The following is an 18,000-nucleotide window of genomic DNA, read 5'->3' as shown; positions in this document are numbered from 1 at the left end:
TGGCGGTCGGCAGCTTTTCTTCATGCTTCGGTATAAGGGTGCTTCCTAAGCGCATTGTCGCGTGAGGGAGCGCCCTTTTCGCGTGCCGGACGCGGAATCAGACTTGTTTATTATCCGTTTATCGCAGAGATGTAGAATCAAGTCGAACTCTATCGAATGGAGAGAAACATAATGGGACGGAATTACGATAAGAACGGAGGAACAGATTTGGTGCGCACACGCAAGCATTGGAATTTGGGATTGGCCAGATTGTTGATTGCCGCGTTGTTATGGCAGTGTCTGCCTATCTTCGGAGGGGTGAATACGGTTCAGGCTGCAGGAGCCGGCAACGGGGACGGCTTCGTGCAATTGAACGCTAATCCGCCGACTGCAGCTCTTACGGATTATAAATGGAAGCAAGTTCAGGTTAATCTCTCTCCGGAGGCCAGACAAGCGGCATCGATGGTTCATGACGAAGCGGCTGAAAATGTGATTTTGTTCGGAGGAGAAGGTGTCGCACTGCTGAACGATACGTGGATTTGGGACGGTCAGCAGCAAACCTGGCAGGATATGCTGCAGCTCACGCTCTCTCCCGACAAGCGCAAATCGGCAGCGATGGCCTATGACCCGAACATCGGAAAAGTCCTTCTTTTCGGGGGCGAAGGAGAGTCCGGCGTGCTGGGCGATACATGGCTGTGGGACGGTCTCAATGCCAGATGGGAGCAGGTTACGGGGCTTGCCGACTCTCCATCCGCCCGAGGCGGCGCTCAGATGGCGTTTGACGGCGAAAATCTGGTTCTGTTCGGCGGCTATGAACTTAGCGGAAGTACGAAGACGCCGTTAGGCGATATGTGGCTGTGGGACGGAGCGGGTTGGACGGAAGCTCATCCGACTGTTATGCCTCCGGCTCTCCACAGCGGGCAGATGGTTTATAATGGTGAAAAAGCACTGCTTTTTGGCGGAAATGAGGGGCCTACGACAGGTACCTATACGAGTACACATGCACCAATAATAACAAAGCCGGTTACGTTTGATCGAGGTTCTACTTTATTGTGGCTGTGGGATCGCGTTGCGCAATCATGGAGTTCGATCGACGGACCGGCGGTTGAAGATTATAAGGGGGATGTTTACGGTCGCTGGGGCAATGCGATGGCGTATGACGGGCGGCGAATCGTAAATGTTGGCGGAGTAACCAGCTACATCAACATGACCAATTTAACCGTAATTCCAGAATTGAAATTGCCTAATGATATAGGCATGACTGCGGAGGCTGTAGATGGTTGGGCAGGAGAAGATACTTGGGAATATCTTTCAAGCGGATTTTCCACAGATAGAATATATCAGCGCGATTGGAGAGAAATAGGCGGGAATATATATCCTGTTAGAGGGGTCGACAATCAACGGGAACCTTTCCCCATCAGCTATGCGAACATGGCTTTCGATGGTCAAAACCTGGTCTATTTCGGCGGTCATCGGGATGCAATAAAGATTTATGATAATTACAATGATAATAACCTGGTCGGCAACATGCCCGCGGGCACAATAAATGAAACCTGGCTGTTCGGCGTGCCGCAGCCGTCGGCGCCGGGGGTCAGACTTGCAGGGGACCCGGTCGTCAGCGTGGATGAGAATAATCATGCGAATGATGTCGTCAGCGTGGTGACCAGCGTCTATGATAATGGAACGAAGGATATTACCGCACGCGGAATCGAATATCGCGCCTACTCGCAAGAGGGCAACGGAGCTTGGACGGATGTTCCTTATACCGGCTCTGCCTCTGCTCCAGGCTCCTTCACGGTTCAGTTAACGGGGCTGGAGTGGATGCAGCAATACGAGGTTCGGGGCTATGCCGTTAATGAGCTTGGCAAGAGCTATACGGAGATCAAGCGTTTCAGGATGGAGAGCGGGAATGTAGAGGCGACGGATCTCCAATTCAACCGCGTAGGCGCTGCGGTGCTTCATGTCAAAGACAAGAAGCGGTTGGTCGCTGTAGGAACGGGGATTAGCAACCTGCTGAGCAAATCGCCCGACAGCATTCATTATTTCCTGAAGGATTCGGACGGCGCACAATATCCGCTCAATTATAGTATTATTAACGATCGTCAACTGGGGTTGACATGGGAAGCCGACCTGCCGCCCGGTCAATATGACGTACATCTGGAGCATGATTTCTTTAACGATCGTGTATTCGACGATGGGCTGCTGCTCACTGAATCGGGCTTTTACAAGCCGCGCAACTTCGCCAGCATCGAAGTCGCCAGCACATCGAGCAGCAATGAGGCCAACAGTCTTAAATTGAAAGGCATATTCACGGAGGACCCGTCAGTACCGAATGTGTATGTCTTGAATGACGCAACCGAACCGGTTGTTATCAATGATTCGTTGCTGTTCAAGGGCGCGAGTCTGGTGGTGGACAAGAGCGGCGCAACAACGACGATTAGCGGCGATGGTCGCCTATACGTCAATAGCAATAACGCGCTGGGGTCCGTCTCCTATACGCTTTATGAAGGACCGTTTACAATTGCGTCTGACCATTTTTCAATTGGCTTGACGACCACGGAAGCGGAAGATTATTTGAATCTGGACATTCCCGTCAAGGCCAACCAGCTTACTTTTACAATATCCGGGTTTCGTTTAAATGCGGAGCTTCACCTCGTTCTGCCATTAGGGGATCAAGAGATTGATGAATGGGTAACGACGGATGAGCTGACGTTCAGTAGCGGCCGGTTTGAATTGTACAAGAGCATTGCCGTAGATACCGGTCTTAAAGCAGGCCCGCTCGATGTGGATGGTTTTAAAGCGGTTGTGAACAGCATTGACAGCGTTCCATATGTCAGGTTTGAGGAAACGGGCACATTGCCTGGGACGAGCCTCCGCTTTAATCTGTATACGCTGACCAAGCAGGGACGTCTCGACAGCATCAAATACAACACGTGGACGTCGGAGAGACTTGGCATGACAGGATTAAAGGTCGATCCACTATCCGGCAGCGTGGATAATCTGGCGAACAAAACACAGATTCCCCAAACTCTGCGCGTTACCGGCTCGATGAACGACGCGAGTTCTTCGCAGTTGCAGAAGGGCAATGCCCAGTATCATTTGAACAATAGCGAATTTAATGCCACTCTGTTTCCTTATGGTTTAACTACGAATAACGGAACGGCCAACTACTATTGGCTGCCTGTGTCGAATATGACCCTGCAAGCTGTCACAGATGCCAAAACGGCAGCTGTTAAGGGTTTTTCCAACCCGGGTTATACGATGAAGGGCGATTTCAATCTCGATGGCAAAATAATAGGCCCGATCAGCATGGCCAATCTGTCAGGATTTAAAGGTTCGATCACCGCAACCGTTCGCGTTCCGGCAGGGGTTCCGCGCATCGGCGGAGCGACGGTCAAAGACGTGATCTTAAATGTGAGTCAAGGCGGGCTTTACGGTACGTTTAAGCACAATGGCATAGGCGCGAGTCTAGGGTACTCGGTGAAGGACAACACGATGTCGTTTGACGTAGAGGCGGAGCCGCCGAAGCCTACGTGGCCTACGTGGAGTCTTAGAGGCGCGATTGGCGGCGGTATTGCCAGCGTATTCGATGCAACGGCGCCGTGGCTCGACATTGTAACCGGCGTGCTCGGATTTTCGAAGTCGAGCAAAGACAATCCGGTGCATATTTTATCAGCGGCTCCGCTTCCGCGCGCCTTTGATTTGACGACGATCGGCGCGTCGATCCAGCCGGAGAAGCCGGTGCATATCGATGCGCAAGCGCGTATGACGGCGGGACAGTTGACGACATTGGATCAGACGCCGTATGCTGTGACGGCAACGGAAGCTTCGGCAGGCAAGCTATCGATTTCTTTGAGCGTAGATCATCCGTATACCGCGCTGATTGCGTTAACCGGGGATCAACGAGCCGCGGTGCTGAAAGCGACGGCTGCGGGTGCAACGAAGGAGCAGACCGTACAAGCGGAGACGACTTATGATGCGGACAGCGATACGACCTATATGCGCGTAGCGTTGTACGCAGGAGAATGGAATTTGACTACAAGCGGCAGCAGTGCGGTTCAAGTGAATGAACTGCAGTTCGCCAATAAATCGCTGCAGTTGAATGAACTCGGCAAGCTGTGGACGGAAGCGGCGGAGCGTTCGGTGACCTCTTTCACGGTGGACAAGCCGGGCAGCTACATTCTGCAAATCGGGCAAACGCCAACCGATCCGATTGTGAACAAGCCGGATGGGCGGCCTTACAGCTTGCAAACGGCACAAAGCGAACCGAATTGGAACTCGTTCCGTGCTGCGGATGGAACGATGTACGTCTTGTTAGATGCGGCGCAGGCGGGCACATGGATGATTAGCGGAGGTACAAGTCCGTCCGTAACCTTGAGCAACGCGCCGTCCGGAACGGGGATGAGCGATGTTGCGGAATGGGCGCAAAATCAAGCTTATCCGACGGTATTCGAGTTGAATCAGACCGAGCACGGTCAAGCGATTGTGGAAATTTACGGAGCCAATGCGCAGACGAAGCTGTATGCACCTGACGGCGAGCGGTATGCGCTGCAGTCCGACCCCGGTGTGCCGGGGATGAATGTGCTGTATGACGAGTCTCAGCAGAAGCAAACGATTTGGCTGGACGGCGTTAATCTGAAGGGACAGTGGAAGGTCGTAAGCGACAGCTTCACGAACGTCGTTGCTTATAAGGCGTCCAAGCCGTTCTTGTCGATCAAACCGTTGAGGATTGAAGGGCTTGTCAGCAAATACTTTATGCTGGAAGAACAAGGGGATTACATGCTGACGGTGAACGGCGGCAACGAGAACACCATTCTGATCGCGCCTGATGGCGAGCCGTATACACTGAACTTTGCCGAACCTGACGGCAATGCTTATTTGCAGCCGGCATCCGACCGCGTATGGAGCGCGGCCCCAAGCGGAGATTCGCCGCAGATTGTCACGTCGAACCCGGTCAATGACGGCAAGGATATGCTTTACGTATCGCTGCTCAATGCCCCGTCAGGCAAGTGGACGGTTCAAACGGCAAAAGCGGTCGATCTGCAAATTCAGAAGTTACTTCCGTTGCCGGCATTGACAGCTTCAGTATCGAACGTCGCCGGTGCAAGCAATCGGATTCAGGTCGCATGGTCTGCGGAAAATGCGGCGTCCGATACGCAAGTAACGCTAATGCTCACAGGCAGCGCTGATCAATGGGGTGGAGAAGTGATCCGCAGCGGTCTGCCGGCTTCCGGAAATCAGGCGATCGATCTTCCGGGAGATCTGCTGCCCGGCACTTATCATCTGAGTGTCTTAGGCGAAAGCACGAATGAAATGCCGCTGCTGGCGATGGCGGAGGGGAGCGTCGAAGTGACCGCGCCTACTGCGCTTGAAGCGCCGGAGCAGCCGCAGGTCGTTGCGACAGGCAACGGAGAAATCACGCTGCAGTTTGCCTCTATCTCCGGGGATGTGTCCGCTTATCGGATCTGGGCGAGCAAGCATGGCGGCGCTCCTGCGATGGTTCCGGTGATGGATGCCGAGCCGCAAGCGGGTAATATACAAAAGGTGATCATTTCCGATCTGACTGTCGGTGCGACTTACGATATTGCGGTCTCAGCTATCGGATATAAGCAAGATTGCATCGTGCTCAGCCCGCTGTCTGCGAGCGTGCAGACGGAGCTGCCTGCCCCGGAGCCGGCAACATTAGCCGTAACTGTGGACACGGCCGGTGGGAAGGCAGTTGTTGAGAAATCCTATATGGCTTATTACGGCAGCGAGGAGCAAGTAGGGTTTACTGCGGCCGAGCAGGTTTCCTTGCAGATTCAATCCGATCAAGCGGCTGCGCTTACTCTGTTGGTTAACGGAAAGCGGCTGGAGAGCAAGCCGGTAGCGGCGAATGGAACGGCAACGTTTGATTTGCAGGCGCTGCTTGGCGTGAGTGAACTGCAAGAGAGGGTATACAGTGTACGGATTGAAGCCGTTAATGAACGCGGCGACCTCAGCATAACCTCACGTAAGCTGGTCATTGATCGGACGGCGCCGCTGCTGATCGCTTCCGGAGGCCTGGATGCGCAGAACGAGCCGATATCGCTTAATGGCAGGGTTACGGAACACAGCAATGTGTATATGACCGGCCAAACCGATGCGGGAGCAACGCTTGTTGTGAACGGCATTACTGTGCCTGTGGACGATAACGGTCAATTCAGTTATTACGCTCCGATCGAGTGGGGAGATCCGGAAGAATCTGTCGTATTCGTAATGACCGCTTCGGATATGGCGGGCAACGAAACGGTATACAAGTTTGAAGTAATGCGGGGCGTGTCTGGACCGATTCCGCCAACGCCTAGCGATCTGGCATCGCTGGCCGTAGGCAACGCACGGATGATTACGCCTTATCAATTCGGTCAAACCGAATATGAAGCGGCAGCCTATGCGGACAGCATTCGCGTGTATGCGGTGCCGATGGATGCTGCTTCTACAGTGACGGTCAATGATACGACACTTCCGGCCAGCGGATATGTGGACATAGCGTTGCCTGCTTCCGGGGAAACAACGGTGTCCATCAAAGTACATTCCGCAAGTGCGGGAGACAAGCTCTATTCGCTGAAGCTGAATGGAACGGGCTCCAGCGAAGCGACACTGAGTACGTTAACGCTTAACAATGCGCAGACCGGAGACGAGATTCCGGCGCCAAGCTTCACAGGAGCGGAGGAGAGCTATACCGCCTATGTGGGCAACGGCGTGGATCTTGTGACGGTGACCGCTGGCGCATCGAAGATCGGCTCCGCCATTCAAGTGAAAAGTCAGGCTGTCTCAAGCGGGCAAGCCTCTGCGCCGATTCAGTTAAGCGTTGGCGAGAATCGGATACCGATTATCGTTACTGCGCCGGATGGTGTGACTGAGCGAGAGTATACCCTTGTAGTGATGCGCGAGCCAAGCGACAATGCGCGGCTGCAAAGCCTGGGGATTGTCACAGACGGGGCGGAGCTGTTAGCGGACTTCAATCCTCAAACGAGCAATTATAAAGTATTAGTGCCTGATGCGACGGATGAGTTTAAGCTTTTGCCTATTGCCGAGCAGGAGGGTGCAGTTCTTCGTATCAACGGTCTGACGGCAACGAGCGGAGTGGTGTCTGTACCGTTTACGAAGGATGCGCAAACCGTTGCCATTGAAGTAACCGCGGAGGATGAAGCCACGACGCGCGCCTACACGGTTGGCTTATTGCGCCGACAGACGGCGCCTGGACAGTCGCCAACGCTTGCCAGTCTGGAAGCAACGCCAAACCTGGATGGCGAGTTCTCGCCGTACAAGTTTAAGTACGATACGGTATCCCAAACCCGGAATGCGAAGGTGAGCATCATTGCCATGGCAAGCGATCCGGATGCAATCGTAACGGTGCAAGATGTTACGCAACAAGGCGGCGGCACATTTACGCCTTCTGTCGCGGTCGGGGAAAACACGATTATCGTAAATGTGGAGTCGGCGGATCGTAGGACCTCACAAACCTATTCTGTCCATGTAACGCGAACAAGCTCAGGTTCCTCTTCGTCCTCGTCTTCGTCATCGCCGGCGACAACAACAGGGAATGTTCGTCAATCGACGGTTACCGGCGGCGCGGGAGATTGGGTTGTGCAAATATCGATCATTCGGACCGTTGCTGCCGACGGCAGCACAACCGATACGGTGAAGCTGGATGCGGATAAGGCGAAAGACGTTGTCGCCAAGGCGAAGCAGGGCAAGACAACCGTCGCGCGGATTCAAGTAACGGATCTGCCGGGCGATCCTGCCGATGAGCGCTACGTGAGCTTAAGCGCTCAAGCGCTAACACTTCTCTCGGATAGCGGCTTGTCGCTGCAGATCGAACTGCCGGAAGGCGTCATCGAGCTGCGGAGCGATGCGCTGAAGCAGCTTGGCCAGAAGAGGACGGACGCCTACTTCCGCATCGTACCGATCGTTGCGGCCAGCGAGCGAAAGACGGTAGACACTCGGGTGCTGGAGGCGGACCTAGTCGTGCAAGCGGCCGACGGCCGCCTGGTCTCCGTGATCGGATACCCGGTCAAAATCGAAACGAACTATTCCGGCTCTAAGACGGAAGTGCTGCTGCGTCTCGACAGCGTAAAGCTGCCCTTGGATAAGGAGGCAGCCAAAAAGCTGCTGTCGGAGCTGAGAGTGTACATTGAGCATAGCGACGGAGAGAAGAAGCTGATGCAGGGAGAGGTTAGATACAACGCGGATGGCAGCGTAGCCGGCATTGCCGTCGAAGTCGACAAGTTCAGTACGTTTACGATTGTACGAATCGGCTTGAGCGAGGGAGAAACGGCAGGAACGCTGGAACCGTATCTGTCCGGGTATCCGGACGGAACATTCCGCCCTTCGCAATCGATTAAACGCGCGGAGTTCGCTACCATTCTGCATCGTCTTGGCTTAAAGAGCGCGGATGCTTCCGCTGCCGGACGGGCTGCAGGCTATGAGGATGTGGCGGCCAAGCATTGGGCTGCAGAGGCGATTGCCGATATGCAAAGCTCGGGCTTGATGCTTGGAGATAATCAAGGTCGTTTCCGTCCGGGGGCTGCGGTAACTCGTGCGGAAATGGCAAGCATCGTGGCCAGACTGATTCCGGCGGGAGCTGGGGATCAGACAGCGACCGCGGCGCTCCCGGACGACGTACAAGGGCACTGGGCTGCGGAGGCCATCGGCAAAGCACTGCAAGCGGGCATTCTGCAAGGTTATCCGGACGGCTCGTTCCATCCGGATCGTCCGTTGACTCGAGCAGAGACGGTGCGGGTGCTGAATCGACTGCTTGATCGTCCGACGCCCGCCGTCTCGGCCTCTTCCTGGCCGGACGTTCCTACGAGCCACTGGGCGATTCGCGACATCGAATCGGCGTCCGGCATCGTAACGGTGTCGGAAGGCAAAGATGGGCAGCTCGTTCCAAAGCGCAAATAAATTGAAGCGAAAGCCCGCTGACCGGAAGGTCTGGCGGGCTTTCGCTTGGATTGGCGATTTTTCTTTATAGATTTCGATAAAAGAGATTCTTCTCAAGCGCATTTTTTGCGTAGTGGAGCGCCCTGTTTTCGATTTAAGGACTATAGAACTAGATTTGTTTATTATTTGTTTAGAGCCAATGTGTAGAATAAAGTCGAAATCTATCGATTGGAGAGATACATAATGGGCCGAAAAAACTATAAGAATGGAGGAGCGGATTTGTTGCGCAAACATTGGAGCTCTGGATTGGCTAAACTATTGATTGTCGCGTTAATTCTGCAATGTTTTCCTCTGATGCAGTCGGGAGGAGCCGCTGCTGTTTATGCGGAGGACCAGAACAACGAACCGGGTTATTCATTAGAGCCGACAAGCGTCACGCAAAGCACTTATGAGCCTAGCGTTACGTCCGTTACATATGGGAACGACCATTTGATCGATTATACCTGGGAACGGATGACGGGAGGTACATTCAAGCCGGCTGCGAGAGATGCGGCGGCCATGGTCTATGACGAGAATTTCAAAAATGTTGTACTGTTTGGGGGCGAGGGGAACAGCGGCCTGCGGAACGATACTTGGATATGGACCGGGGGCGACATCAACTCCTGGGAGGAAGTCGAACCGGCATCCGCGCCGTCCATTCGGAAGCATGCGGCAATGGCGTTCGATCCTGTCAGCAATAGCGTCATTCTCTTCGGCGGGCAAGGGCAGTCCGGCGTACTTGGCGATACGTGGAGATGGAACGGCAGCGTCTGGACGCAAGTCACAGGATTGACGGCGTCTCCTTCCGCGCGTGGGGGCGCGCAGATGGCCTCTGACGGCCGGAATCTGATTCTGTTCGGCGGATATACGCTCAGCGGCTCCACGAAGGTGCCCAATGGCGAAACCTGGTTGTGGAAAGGAACAGATTGGGAGAACGTAACACCTTCCGACCCGGAAGCCTCTCCGCCTGGAGCGTATAACGGCCAGATGAGCTTTAACGGTCAGACGGCCGTTTTGTACGGAGGGATTAAGGGAACCAAAACGGAGAGCGGCCATACGATTAAAGATAGCTCCCCGTTTTTGTGGATGTGGAATGCCGATGCGAAAACCTGGAGCTCGGCGCCCGGCCCGCTGGATTTCGGTCGTTGGGACCATGCAATGGCCTACGATGGTAAAAGAACCGTCATCTTCAGTGGAGCGCGGGACTATATTCATTCCAACAATGTATTGGTGCCGGAATTAAAGCTGCCGTCCTCTCGATATCCTTATCCGAGAACCGGCATGGCCTATGGATGGAATAACGGTAAATGGGAGGAATCTCCGCAGTTCGGATCGTCGGAAGGCGCGTTTATCGATGACGTCGGTTATCCAGGCCTGCTTCAGCTCTGGCCGAATATAACGCCTTTTCCGATTACGGGCGCAAGTATGGCTTTCGACGGGTCCAAATTTATCGTTTTCGGCGGTCATCGCGATACTGTAAGTGTCTATACCATGCATCAATCTCAGACGCCTGATGGACAGCCGGATTTGGATCATACGGAACCTCCCGGCCGAATGAACGAAACGTGGTCATTCGGCTACACGCCTCCGTCCGCTCCGGTCATCGAGATGGTTGAGAATCCGATCCTTAACATCGATAAGAATCAAATCAACGATACCGTCAGCATCATTACGGAAGTCAAATCTCTTGGCGGTCGGCCGATCACCTCGCGCGGGGTGGAATACCGACCTTATACGGATGACGGCAGCGAGGACTGGATAGCGGTTCCTTACACGGACAAGAATCCGGAAGGAGTCGGTTCATTTACCGTCACGCTGACCGGTCTCGAATGGCACCGCAAGTATGAGGCGCGGAGCTTTGCCGTTAATGAAATAGGCAAAAGCTATACCGAGATCAAGCCGTTCGAACTGAAGGAAGATCCGTACTTGGAAGAGCCGGACGTGAAGTACGATCGCGTCGGCGCGACTTACGTCCATGTGAAGGATAGGAAACGGATCGTTGCCGTCGGCGAGGGCATGACCAATCTGCTTCGGAGGCCGCTGGATGAAATTCATTTTCATCTGAAGAACGGCGCTGCCGAGCATCCGCTGGATTATAATATATTGAACGGCCGTCAACTTGAGTTGACCTGGGGCGAGGATTTGCCCCCGGGAAAATATGACGTCGTACTTGAACATGATTTCTATAATAAAGAAGCTGATAAAGATACGTCCGAAAAATATACGTTCCCAGAAGGGCTGCAGTTAATTGCGCTGGACTTCTACAAGCCGCGCGATTTCGCGTGGGTGGACGTGCCAAGCACGGCCTCGGCCAACGAGCTTGGCGTTCTTAGACTGCAAGGACCGTTTACGGAAACTCCGGAGGCGCCGAACGTGTACACGCTGAACGACGTATCCGAGGTCGTTGCGATTAACAATACCGTTATGTTCAAAGGCAGCAGTCTTGTTGTGGACAAGAGCAATTCGGCGCAATCCGTCATTACCGGAGAAGGGCGCCTGTACGTCAACACGGGGGGCCAGGGGGCGAATGCGTCGTATACGCTGTACGACGGAAGCTTCCAACTGACTTCGAACGATTTCTCCATCGTCTTGAATGACGGTAAGGCCGCCGATTATTTGGGCATCGATATGCCCCTTAAACCGACCAAGATTACGTTCGTCAAGGAAGGCGTGAATTTGGCCGGTTCTCTGGAGCTCGGCTTTATGGTCGGAAACCAGAAAGTATCCAAAGCGATTGCCGTCGACGATCTGCAGTATCGCTACGGCCGGTTCGAGCTGGTTGGCAATTACCCGCTGGACAAGAGCTTTAAGGTCGGTCCGATCGACGTAAGCGATACTTCCTTCGTCATCGACAGCCGATATCCGATGGTTGATGTGAAGGGCAAGGGCAAGCTGCCGGGAACGGACATCGGCTTCGACCTACGTATGAAGCTGAACCAGGGACGGCTCGATGAGATCGGCTTCAGTATGTTCAACAAATCGACTCTGGGCTCCACGGGTCTGCAGGTCAATTATTTGTACGGAAAAGCGGATAAGCTTGCCGGGAAAACGCAAATCCCGCAGCGGCTGCCCGTCTCTGGCTCGGTGGCGGACGTTCTCGTTCCGCAGCAGAAGCATCCGGCGGTGAGCAGCAAGTTTAACCTGCTCGGCACCGACGAGATCGCCGTCAATTTGACGCCTTACGGCTTCGACGCGACGGGGATCGAATATTACTACTGGCTGCCGGTCAAGAACATGACTTTGCAGGCGGTCGTTAACCCCTCGATTGCAGGGATCAACGGCTTCTCGAAGCCGGGTTTCCTGGCATCGGGCGACATTAACGCTTTCGATACGATCAAAGGCAAAATCGCCGCGTATTCCTTCAATAAAAAAGGATACGACGGCATTCTGAAAGCGACCGTCTACGTGCCGAAGGGCATTCCGCGCATCGGCGGCGCGACGATTCGCGATGTGGTCTTAAGCGTAAACGACAAGCAAATGATCGGGATGATGAAGCACAACGGGATTAATGCGAGAGTGTCGTATACGTTCAGCAATAATACGATCCTGTTCGAGGTCGAGGCCGAACCGCCGAAGAAGTCCTGGTGGGAGAAGGGACTGGATTTCGTCGGCAACCTCTATAACAAAATCGACGATTTCTTCGAGAAAACAGCGCCTCTCGGCGACATTCTGGAGGAATTGATCGGCTATGAGCCAAGCGGGATGGCGGACTTCAGGCTTGCGGCCGGAGACGATTGGGCGAAAAGCTTCGACTTTGCCCGGTTCAACGCGGTTGCGGCTCTGCCGACGGCATCCGGCGAGATGCAGAAGGTGTACGAGCTGACGCCGGTGAACGGAGTCGTGCAGCCGCAGGACGCCGCGGAGCGGAATGCGAAGGCGCGTTTTGCCGACGGTCAGCTGACCTCCGTAGAGCAAGCTCTGCCGATGACCGTGCAGAACGCAGCCGCAGGCCAAACGTCTTCCGCGTTCCGGTCGGATCGCGCTTACGAGGCGTTGATAGTGATGACGGGAGATCAACGCGCCGCGTCGTTAAAGGTTGCCGCCGTCGATAACCCGAAAGCCGAAAACGCGGTGAGGCCGGAGACGGTCTACGATGCCGGATCGGATCTTACCTTCATGCGGGTTTCCTTGAGTAAAGGCATCTGGAAGGTTACGACCGACGCGGACAGCCAGATTCGCGTTCACGAGCTGCTGTTCGCTAACCGCTCGCTGACGCTGGAGCAGTTGGCTCAGGTATGGATGCAGACCGCCGAGCGGCTGGTTACTTCCTTATTGGTAGCGGAGCGCGGTCTTCACGAGCTGGTGGTGGACGAGGCTCCCGCTGAAATGATTCTCTACAAACCGGACGGCAGACCTTATCATCTGGAAGCGTCGCCTAGTCAGCCGGACTGGAACGGCTTTACGGACACCGACGGCCGTCAGCGCATTTTGCTGGATGCGGCCGAAACGGGAACGTGGTTGATCGTCGCCCATACTAGTCCTCAGGCGCATTTGAGCCGCGTACCGGCGGATACGACTGCCGATCAACTCCGGCAATGGGTGCAGAACGCCGCTTATCCGACGGTGTTCGAGCTGGACAACTGGACCAGCGGTCAGGCGATCGTGGAAATTTACGGAGCGAACGAGCATACGAAGCTGTATACGCCGTCAGGTGATGAGTACGCGCTTCAACCCGATTCGAATGCAAACGGTATGAACATGATTTATGACGAAGCCCAGCGGAAAATGACCGTATGGATCGACGGGGGAGAGCTGAAAGGCCAGTGGAAGGCGGTCGGCAGCAGCTTTGCGAGCATTCTGGCCTATAAACTGAACCGGAAGTTCAAGTCGATCAAGCCGCTGATTAACGAAGGCCGTTATTCGAAATATTTTAACGTGGTGGAAAAAGGCGATTACATGCTGTCTGTCAGCGGCGGCAATGCCAACACGGTCATTCTGAAGCCGGACGGCTCCCGCTACACGCTGGACTTCGCAGCGCCAGGCGGCAACGCGTATGTGCAGCCGGCTGCGGACCGGGTGCCGGGCGGTTCCTCCGGCGGCGATCCGACGGAGCAGTCGCAGGTCGCAACGCCTTATCCTGCAGAGGACGGCCGGGACATGCTGTACATCTCTCTGCTGGACGCGCCTGCCGGAAGATGGCTGGTGCAGAACGGTACGCGAACGGAACTGGAAATTCAGAAACTGATTCCATTGCCTGAAGTGAAGGTTTCCGTCGCAACCGTGGCTGACAATCGCATTCGTGTGACCTGGTCGACGGCGAATGCCGCTCCCGACACTGAAGTCGCGTTGATGTTGACCGGCGGCAAAGAAGATTATATCGGAGACGCGCTCGCAGAAGCTTTGCCGGCATCCGGCATGCTCCTGATTGATATTCCGGATTCGGTGCTGCCCGGAACCTACTATTTGTCGGCCGCGGCGACGAGCGAAAGCGAAGCTCCCGCTTACGGTGTTGCGGAAGAGACGGTGGAGGTTAAAGCCTCCTATGCGTTGACCGCGCCGACGCAGCTTGAGCTGCAGTCGACGGGTAATGGCGAAATATCTTTGAGCTTCAAGTCCGTACCCGGCCAGGTGGAGAAATATCGGGTATGGATCGGCGAAGGCGCGGGCAGCCAACCGGTTAATCCGGCGATGGACATCGAGCCTCAGGCCGGAGCAACCCAGCAAGCGGTCATTTCCGGACTGCCGACGAACGCCGACTATATGGTGGCGGTATCGGCAATCGGCCTGTCGGACGGACGGGTCGCGCTTAGCCCGCTCTCCGCAAGCGTCGCCGTGACGCTGCCGAATCCGCAGCCGGCCGCGCTTGCCGTGTCGCTGGATGCCGGGGGCAGCCCAAGTGCGATCACAACCAAAACCGTCCAAGCTTACGACGGCAGCGACCGCGTGATATTCTTTACAGCCGCAGACCATGCTTTGCTGAACGTCACAGCCGATCAGGCGACAGCGGTAACCCTGACGATTGACGGGCAGCAGCTTGGCAGCAGCGCTCAGATGGCGGCGGGCGGCGTTCACTCTTTTGATTTGAATGTGCTGTTGAATGTGAATTCCGGAGCCCTGGAAGAGAGGGAATACAAACTGCTGGTCGAAGCCGTGAACGAGCGCGGCGACCGCAGCTTCGAGACTCGCAGCCTGTTCGTAGATCGTACGGGGCCGCTGCTGATCGTTTCCGGCAAGGACGACGCGGGAACGCCAATCCCGCTCAACGGCTCGGTGGACAGCACCGGCAAGCTGCTGCTTGTCGGACAGACGGACATCGGGGCCAAGCTGGTCATCAGCGGCACGACCGTGCCTTTGGATGACGAGGGGCGCTTTGTTTATTACGCTCCGCTCGATTGGAGCGCCAGCGCGGATCGGATTCCGATGGTAATTGTCGCTTCCGATGCGGCCGGCAACACAACGGAATACGGCTTTGAGGTACTGAAGAACAGCGATGGAACATGGCAAGATTTCCCTGGAGATCTTGCGGCGTTGACAGTTGGAGGCGCAACATTAAGCGAGCCTTATCAGTTCGAGAAGATATCCTATGAGGCGAAAGCCGATTCCAATCGTGTACGCGTCTACGCAGTGCCAATGGTGGGGGCGTCGACTGTTACGATCGACGGGCAACCCCTTACAGCTGACGGTTATGTCGAGGTTGAGGTGTCTGACTCGGTTAAATCGGTGGCAATTAAGGTTCAACCGACCGGCAACGAACCGTCAAAGACCTATACGCTGAAGATCAGCGGAGGTTCGAGCATATCTCTGCTCGGCGATCTGGCGATAAAATCGCAGACAGGCGAAACGATTGCCGCAGCTCCTTTTGAGGGAACGGAAGATACCTATGAAGTCTATGTCGATCATACGGTGGAGGGCGTGACGTTGACGCCAAGCTCGTTGAAGGCCGGATCGACAATTACGGTCGACGGGAGTGCGGTTCAGAACGGACAAGCCTCCGCGCTAATTGCTCTGCCAGCGGAAGAAAATCGAATTCCGGTTATCGTTACGTCGCCTGACGGCGCAAAATCTCGCACATACGAGATTGTCGTATGGCGGGAGGGCAGCGACGATGCGGAATTGCGGCAACTGGGAATTGAGACGAGCGGTTCGGCGGTAACGCCTGGCTTTGCTCCGGATATCGCGAGCTATCAAGTATATGTGCCGGAGGGAACAACCGCCTTTACGCTTTTACCTGTTGCGCATCCGGATGCTGCCGTTCGCATTAACGGCCAGCTTCTGAACGGCAGCGCGGTTTCGCTTCCGCTTGAGGAAGACAGTCTGACCGTGCGAATTGTCATCAGCGCACAGAATGGCGGAACGCGAGACTATACGCTTACTGTATTGCGTCAGAAAGGTGCGCCTGAAGCGCCGCCGCTGCTATCCGCTCTGGAAGCGAGCGCGCGGATTGACGGCAGCTTTACGCCATACAAGCTGAGCTACGGCACGAAGCAGAAAGTGAGCCAAGCCAGCATGTCGATTACGGCAACCGCCAACGATCCGCAAGCGACGGTCACTGTGATGGGCAAAACGTTGCAGGGAGGCGGAAGCTTCACGGCAAGCTTGGCGAATGGGCAGAATACGATTAACGTTCGAGTCGAATCTCCGGATCAAAAAGTTTCGCAGACGTATTCCATCGACGTGACCCGCGTAAACTCAGGCTCGTCGACGACAGAGATCGTGCGTCAAACGAAAGTAACCGGAGGCGCGGGAGAATGGGTTGTACAAATTCCGATCGTCCGGACCGTTGCGCCGGACGGCAGCATAACCGATACGGTAAAGCTGGACGCGGATAAAGCGAAAGACATCGTGGCCAAAGCGAAACAGGGCAAGACAAGCATCGCTCGGATTCAAGTGTCCGATCTGCCGGACGATCCTGCCGACGAGCGCTATGTGAACTTAAGCGCTCAAGCGTTAACTCTTCTCTCGGATAGCGGCCTGTCGCTGCAGATCGAACTGCCGGAAGGCATCATCGAGCTGCGGGGCGATTCGCTGAAGCAACTCAGCCAGAAGGGGACGGACGCCTACTTCCGCATCGTGCCGATCGTTGCGGCCGGCGAGCGGAAGACGGTAGATAATCGGGTGCTGGAGGCGGACCTGGTCGTGCAAGCGGCCGACGGTCGCGCGGTCTCCGTGATCGGTCATCCAGTCAAAATCGAAACGAACTATTCCGGATTTAACACGGAAGTGCTGTTCCGACTGGACGGCTTGAAGCTGCCTGCCAACAAAGCGGCGGCCGATAAACTGCTGTCGGAGCTGCGAGTGTATATCGAGCATTGTGACGGAGAGAAGAAACTGGTTCAAGGCACGATTCGCTACAATGCCGACGGCAGCGTAGCCGGCATTGCGATCGAAGTCGACAAGTTCAGCACGTTTACGATTGTGCGCATCGGTGCGGACGAGGGCGATGTGGAGGCAGGAACGCTCGCGCCATACTTGTCCGGTTACCCGGACGGTACATTCCGTCCGTCGCAATCGATCAAACGCGCGGAATTCGCCACCATACTGCATCGCCTCGGTCTGAAAGGCACGGTTGCTTCCGCAGCCGGACAAGCTGCAGGCTACAAAGATGTGGGGAACAAACACTGGGCTGCCGAGGCGATTGCCGACATGCAGCGCACGGGCCTGATGCGCGGCGATAATCAAGGCCGCTTCCGTCCAGATGCCGCTGTGACTCGTGCGGAAATGGCGAGTATCGTTGCCAGACTGCTTCCGGCAGGAGCGTCGGATCAGACGTCGATCGCTCTCCCGAAAGACGTGCAAGGGCACTGGGCGTCGGCAGCGATTGGTAAGGCTATGCAGGCGGGGATTCTGAAGGGCTACCCGGACGGCTCCTTCCAGCCGGATCGTCCGTTGACTCGCGCAGAGACGGTACGGGTGCTGAACCAATTGCTTGAGCGTCCGACGCCTGCCGTTACGTCCTCCATCTGGCCGGACGTGCCGAGCAATCATTGGGCGATTCGCGACATCGAGTCGGCGTCCGGCACCGTAACGGTGTCGGAAGGCGGCAGCGTTCGGAACGGTCAATAAAGATTAGTTGAAGTCCGCGGACTCCCGGGGTCAGTCCCCCTGCGAGTTCGCGGGCTTTTTTTATCGATGTGGCAA

At 55.4% G+C, this 18,000-nt stretch carries 2 protein-coding genes; both read left to right on the top strand.

Features of this window, described 5'->3' with window-relative positions; genetic code table 11:
- Positions 1-171 precede the first annotated feature (171 nt).
- Positions 172-8,904 carry a cadherin-like beta sandwich domain-containing protein gene (locus tag J4772_RS22895; protein ID WP_209071532.1) on the top strand — a complete coding sequence of 2,911 codons (8,733 nt, stop codon included), beginning with the start codon at positions 172-174 and terminating at the stop codon, positions 8,902-8,904.
- 285 nt (positions 8,905-9,189) lie between these two features.
- Positions 9,190-17,925, top strand: a complete 8,736-nt coding sequence (locus J4772_RS22890) for a cadherin-like beta sandwich domain-containing protein (protein WP_209071531.1) — start codon at positions 9,190-9,192, stop codon at positions 17,923-17,925.
- The last annotated feature ends 75 nt before the right edge of the window (positions 17,926-18,000 follow it).

The organism is Cohnella sp. LGH, from assembly GCF_017671885.1.
Taxonomy (GTDB): domain Bacteria; phylum Bacillota; class Bacilli; order Paenibacillales; family Paenibacillaceae; genus Cohnella; species Cohnella phaseoli.
The sequence above is the reverse complement of the archived record's forward strand: the minus strand, read 5'-3'. Positions and strand labels throughout refer to the sequence as shown.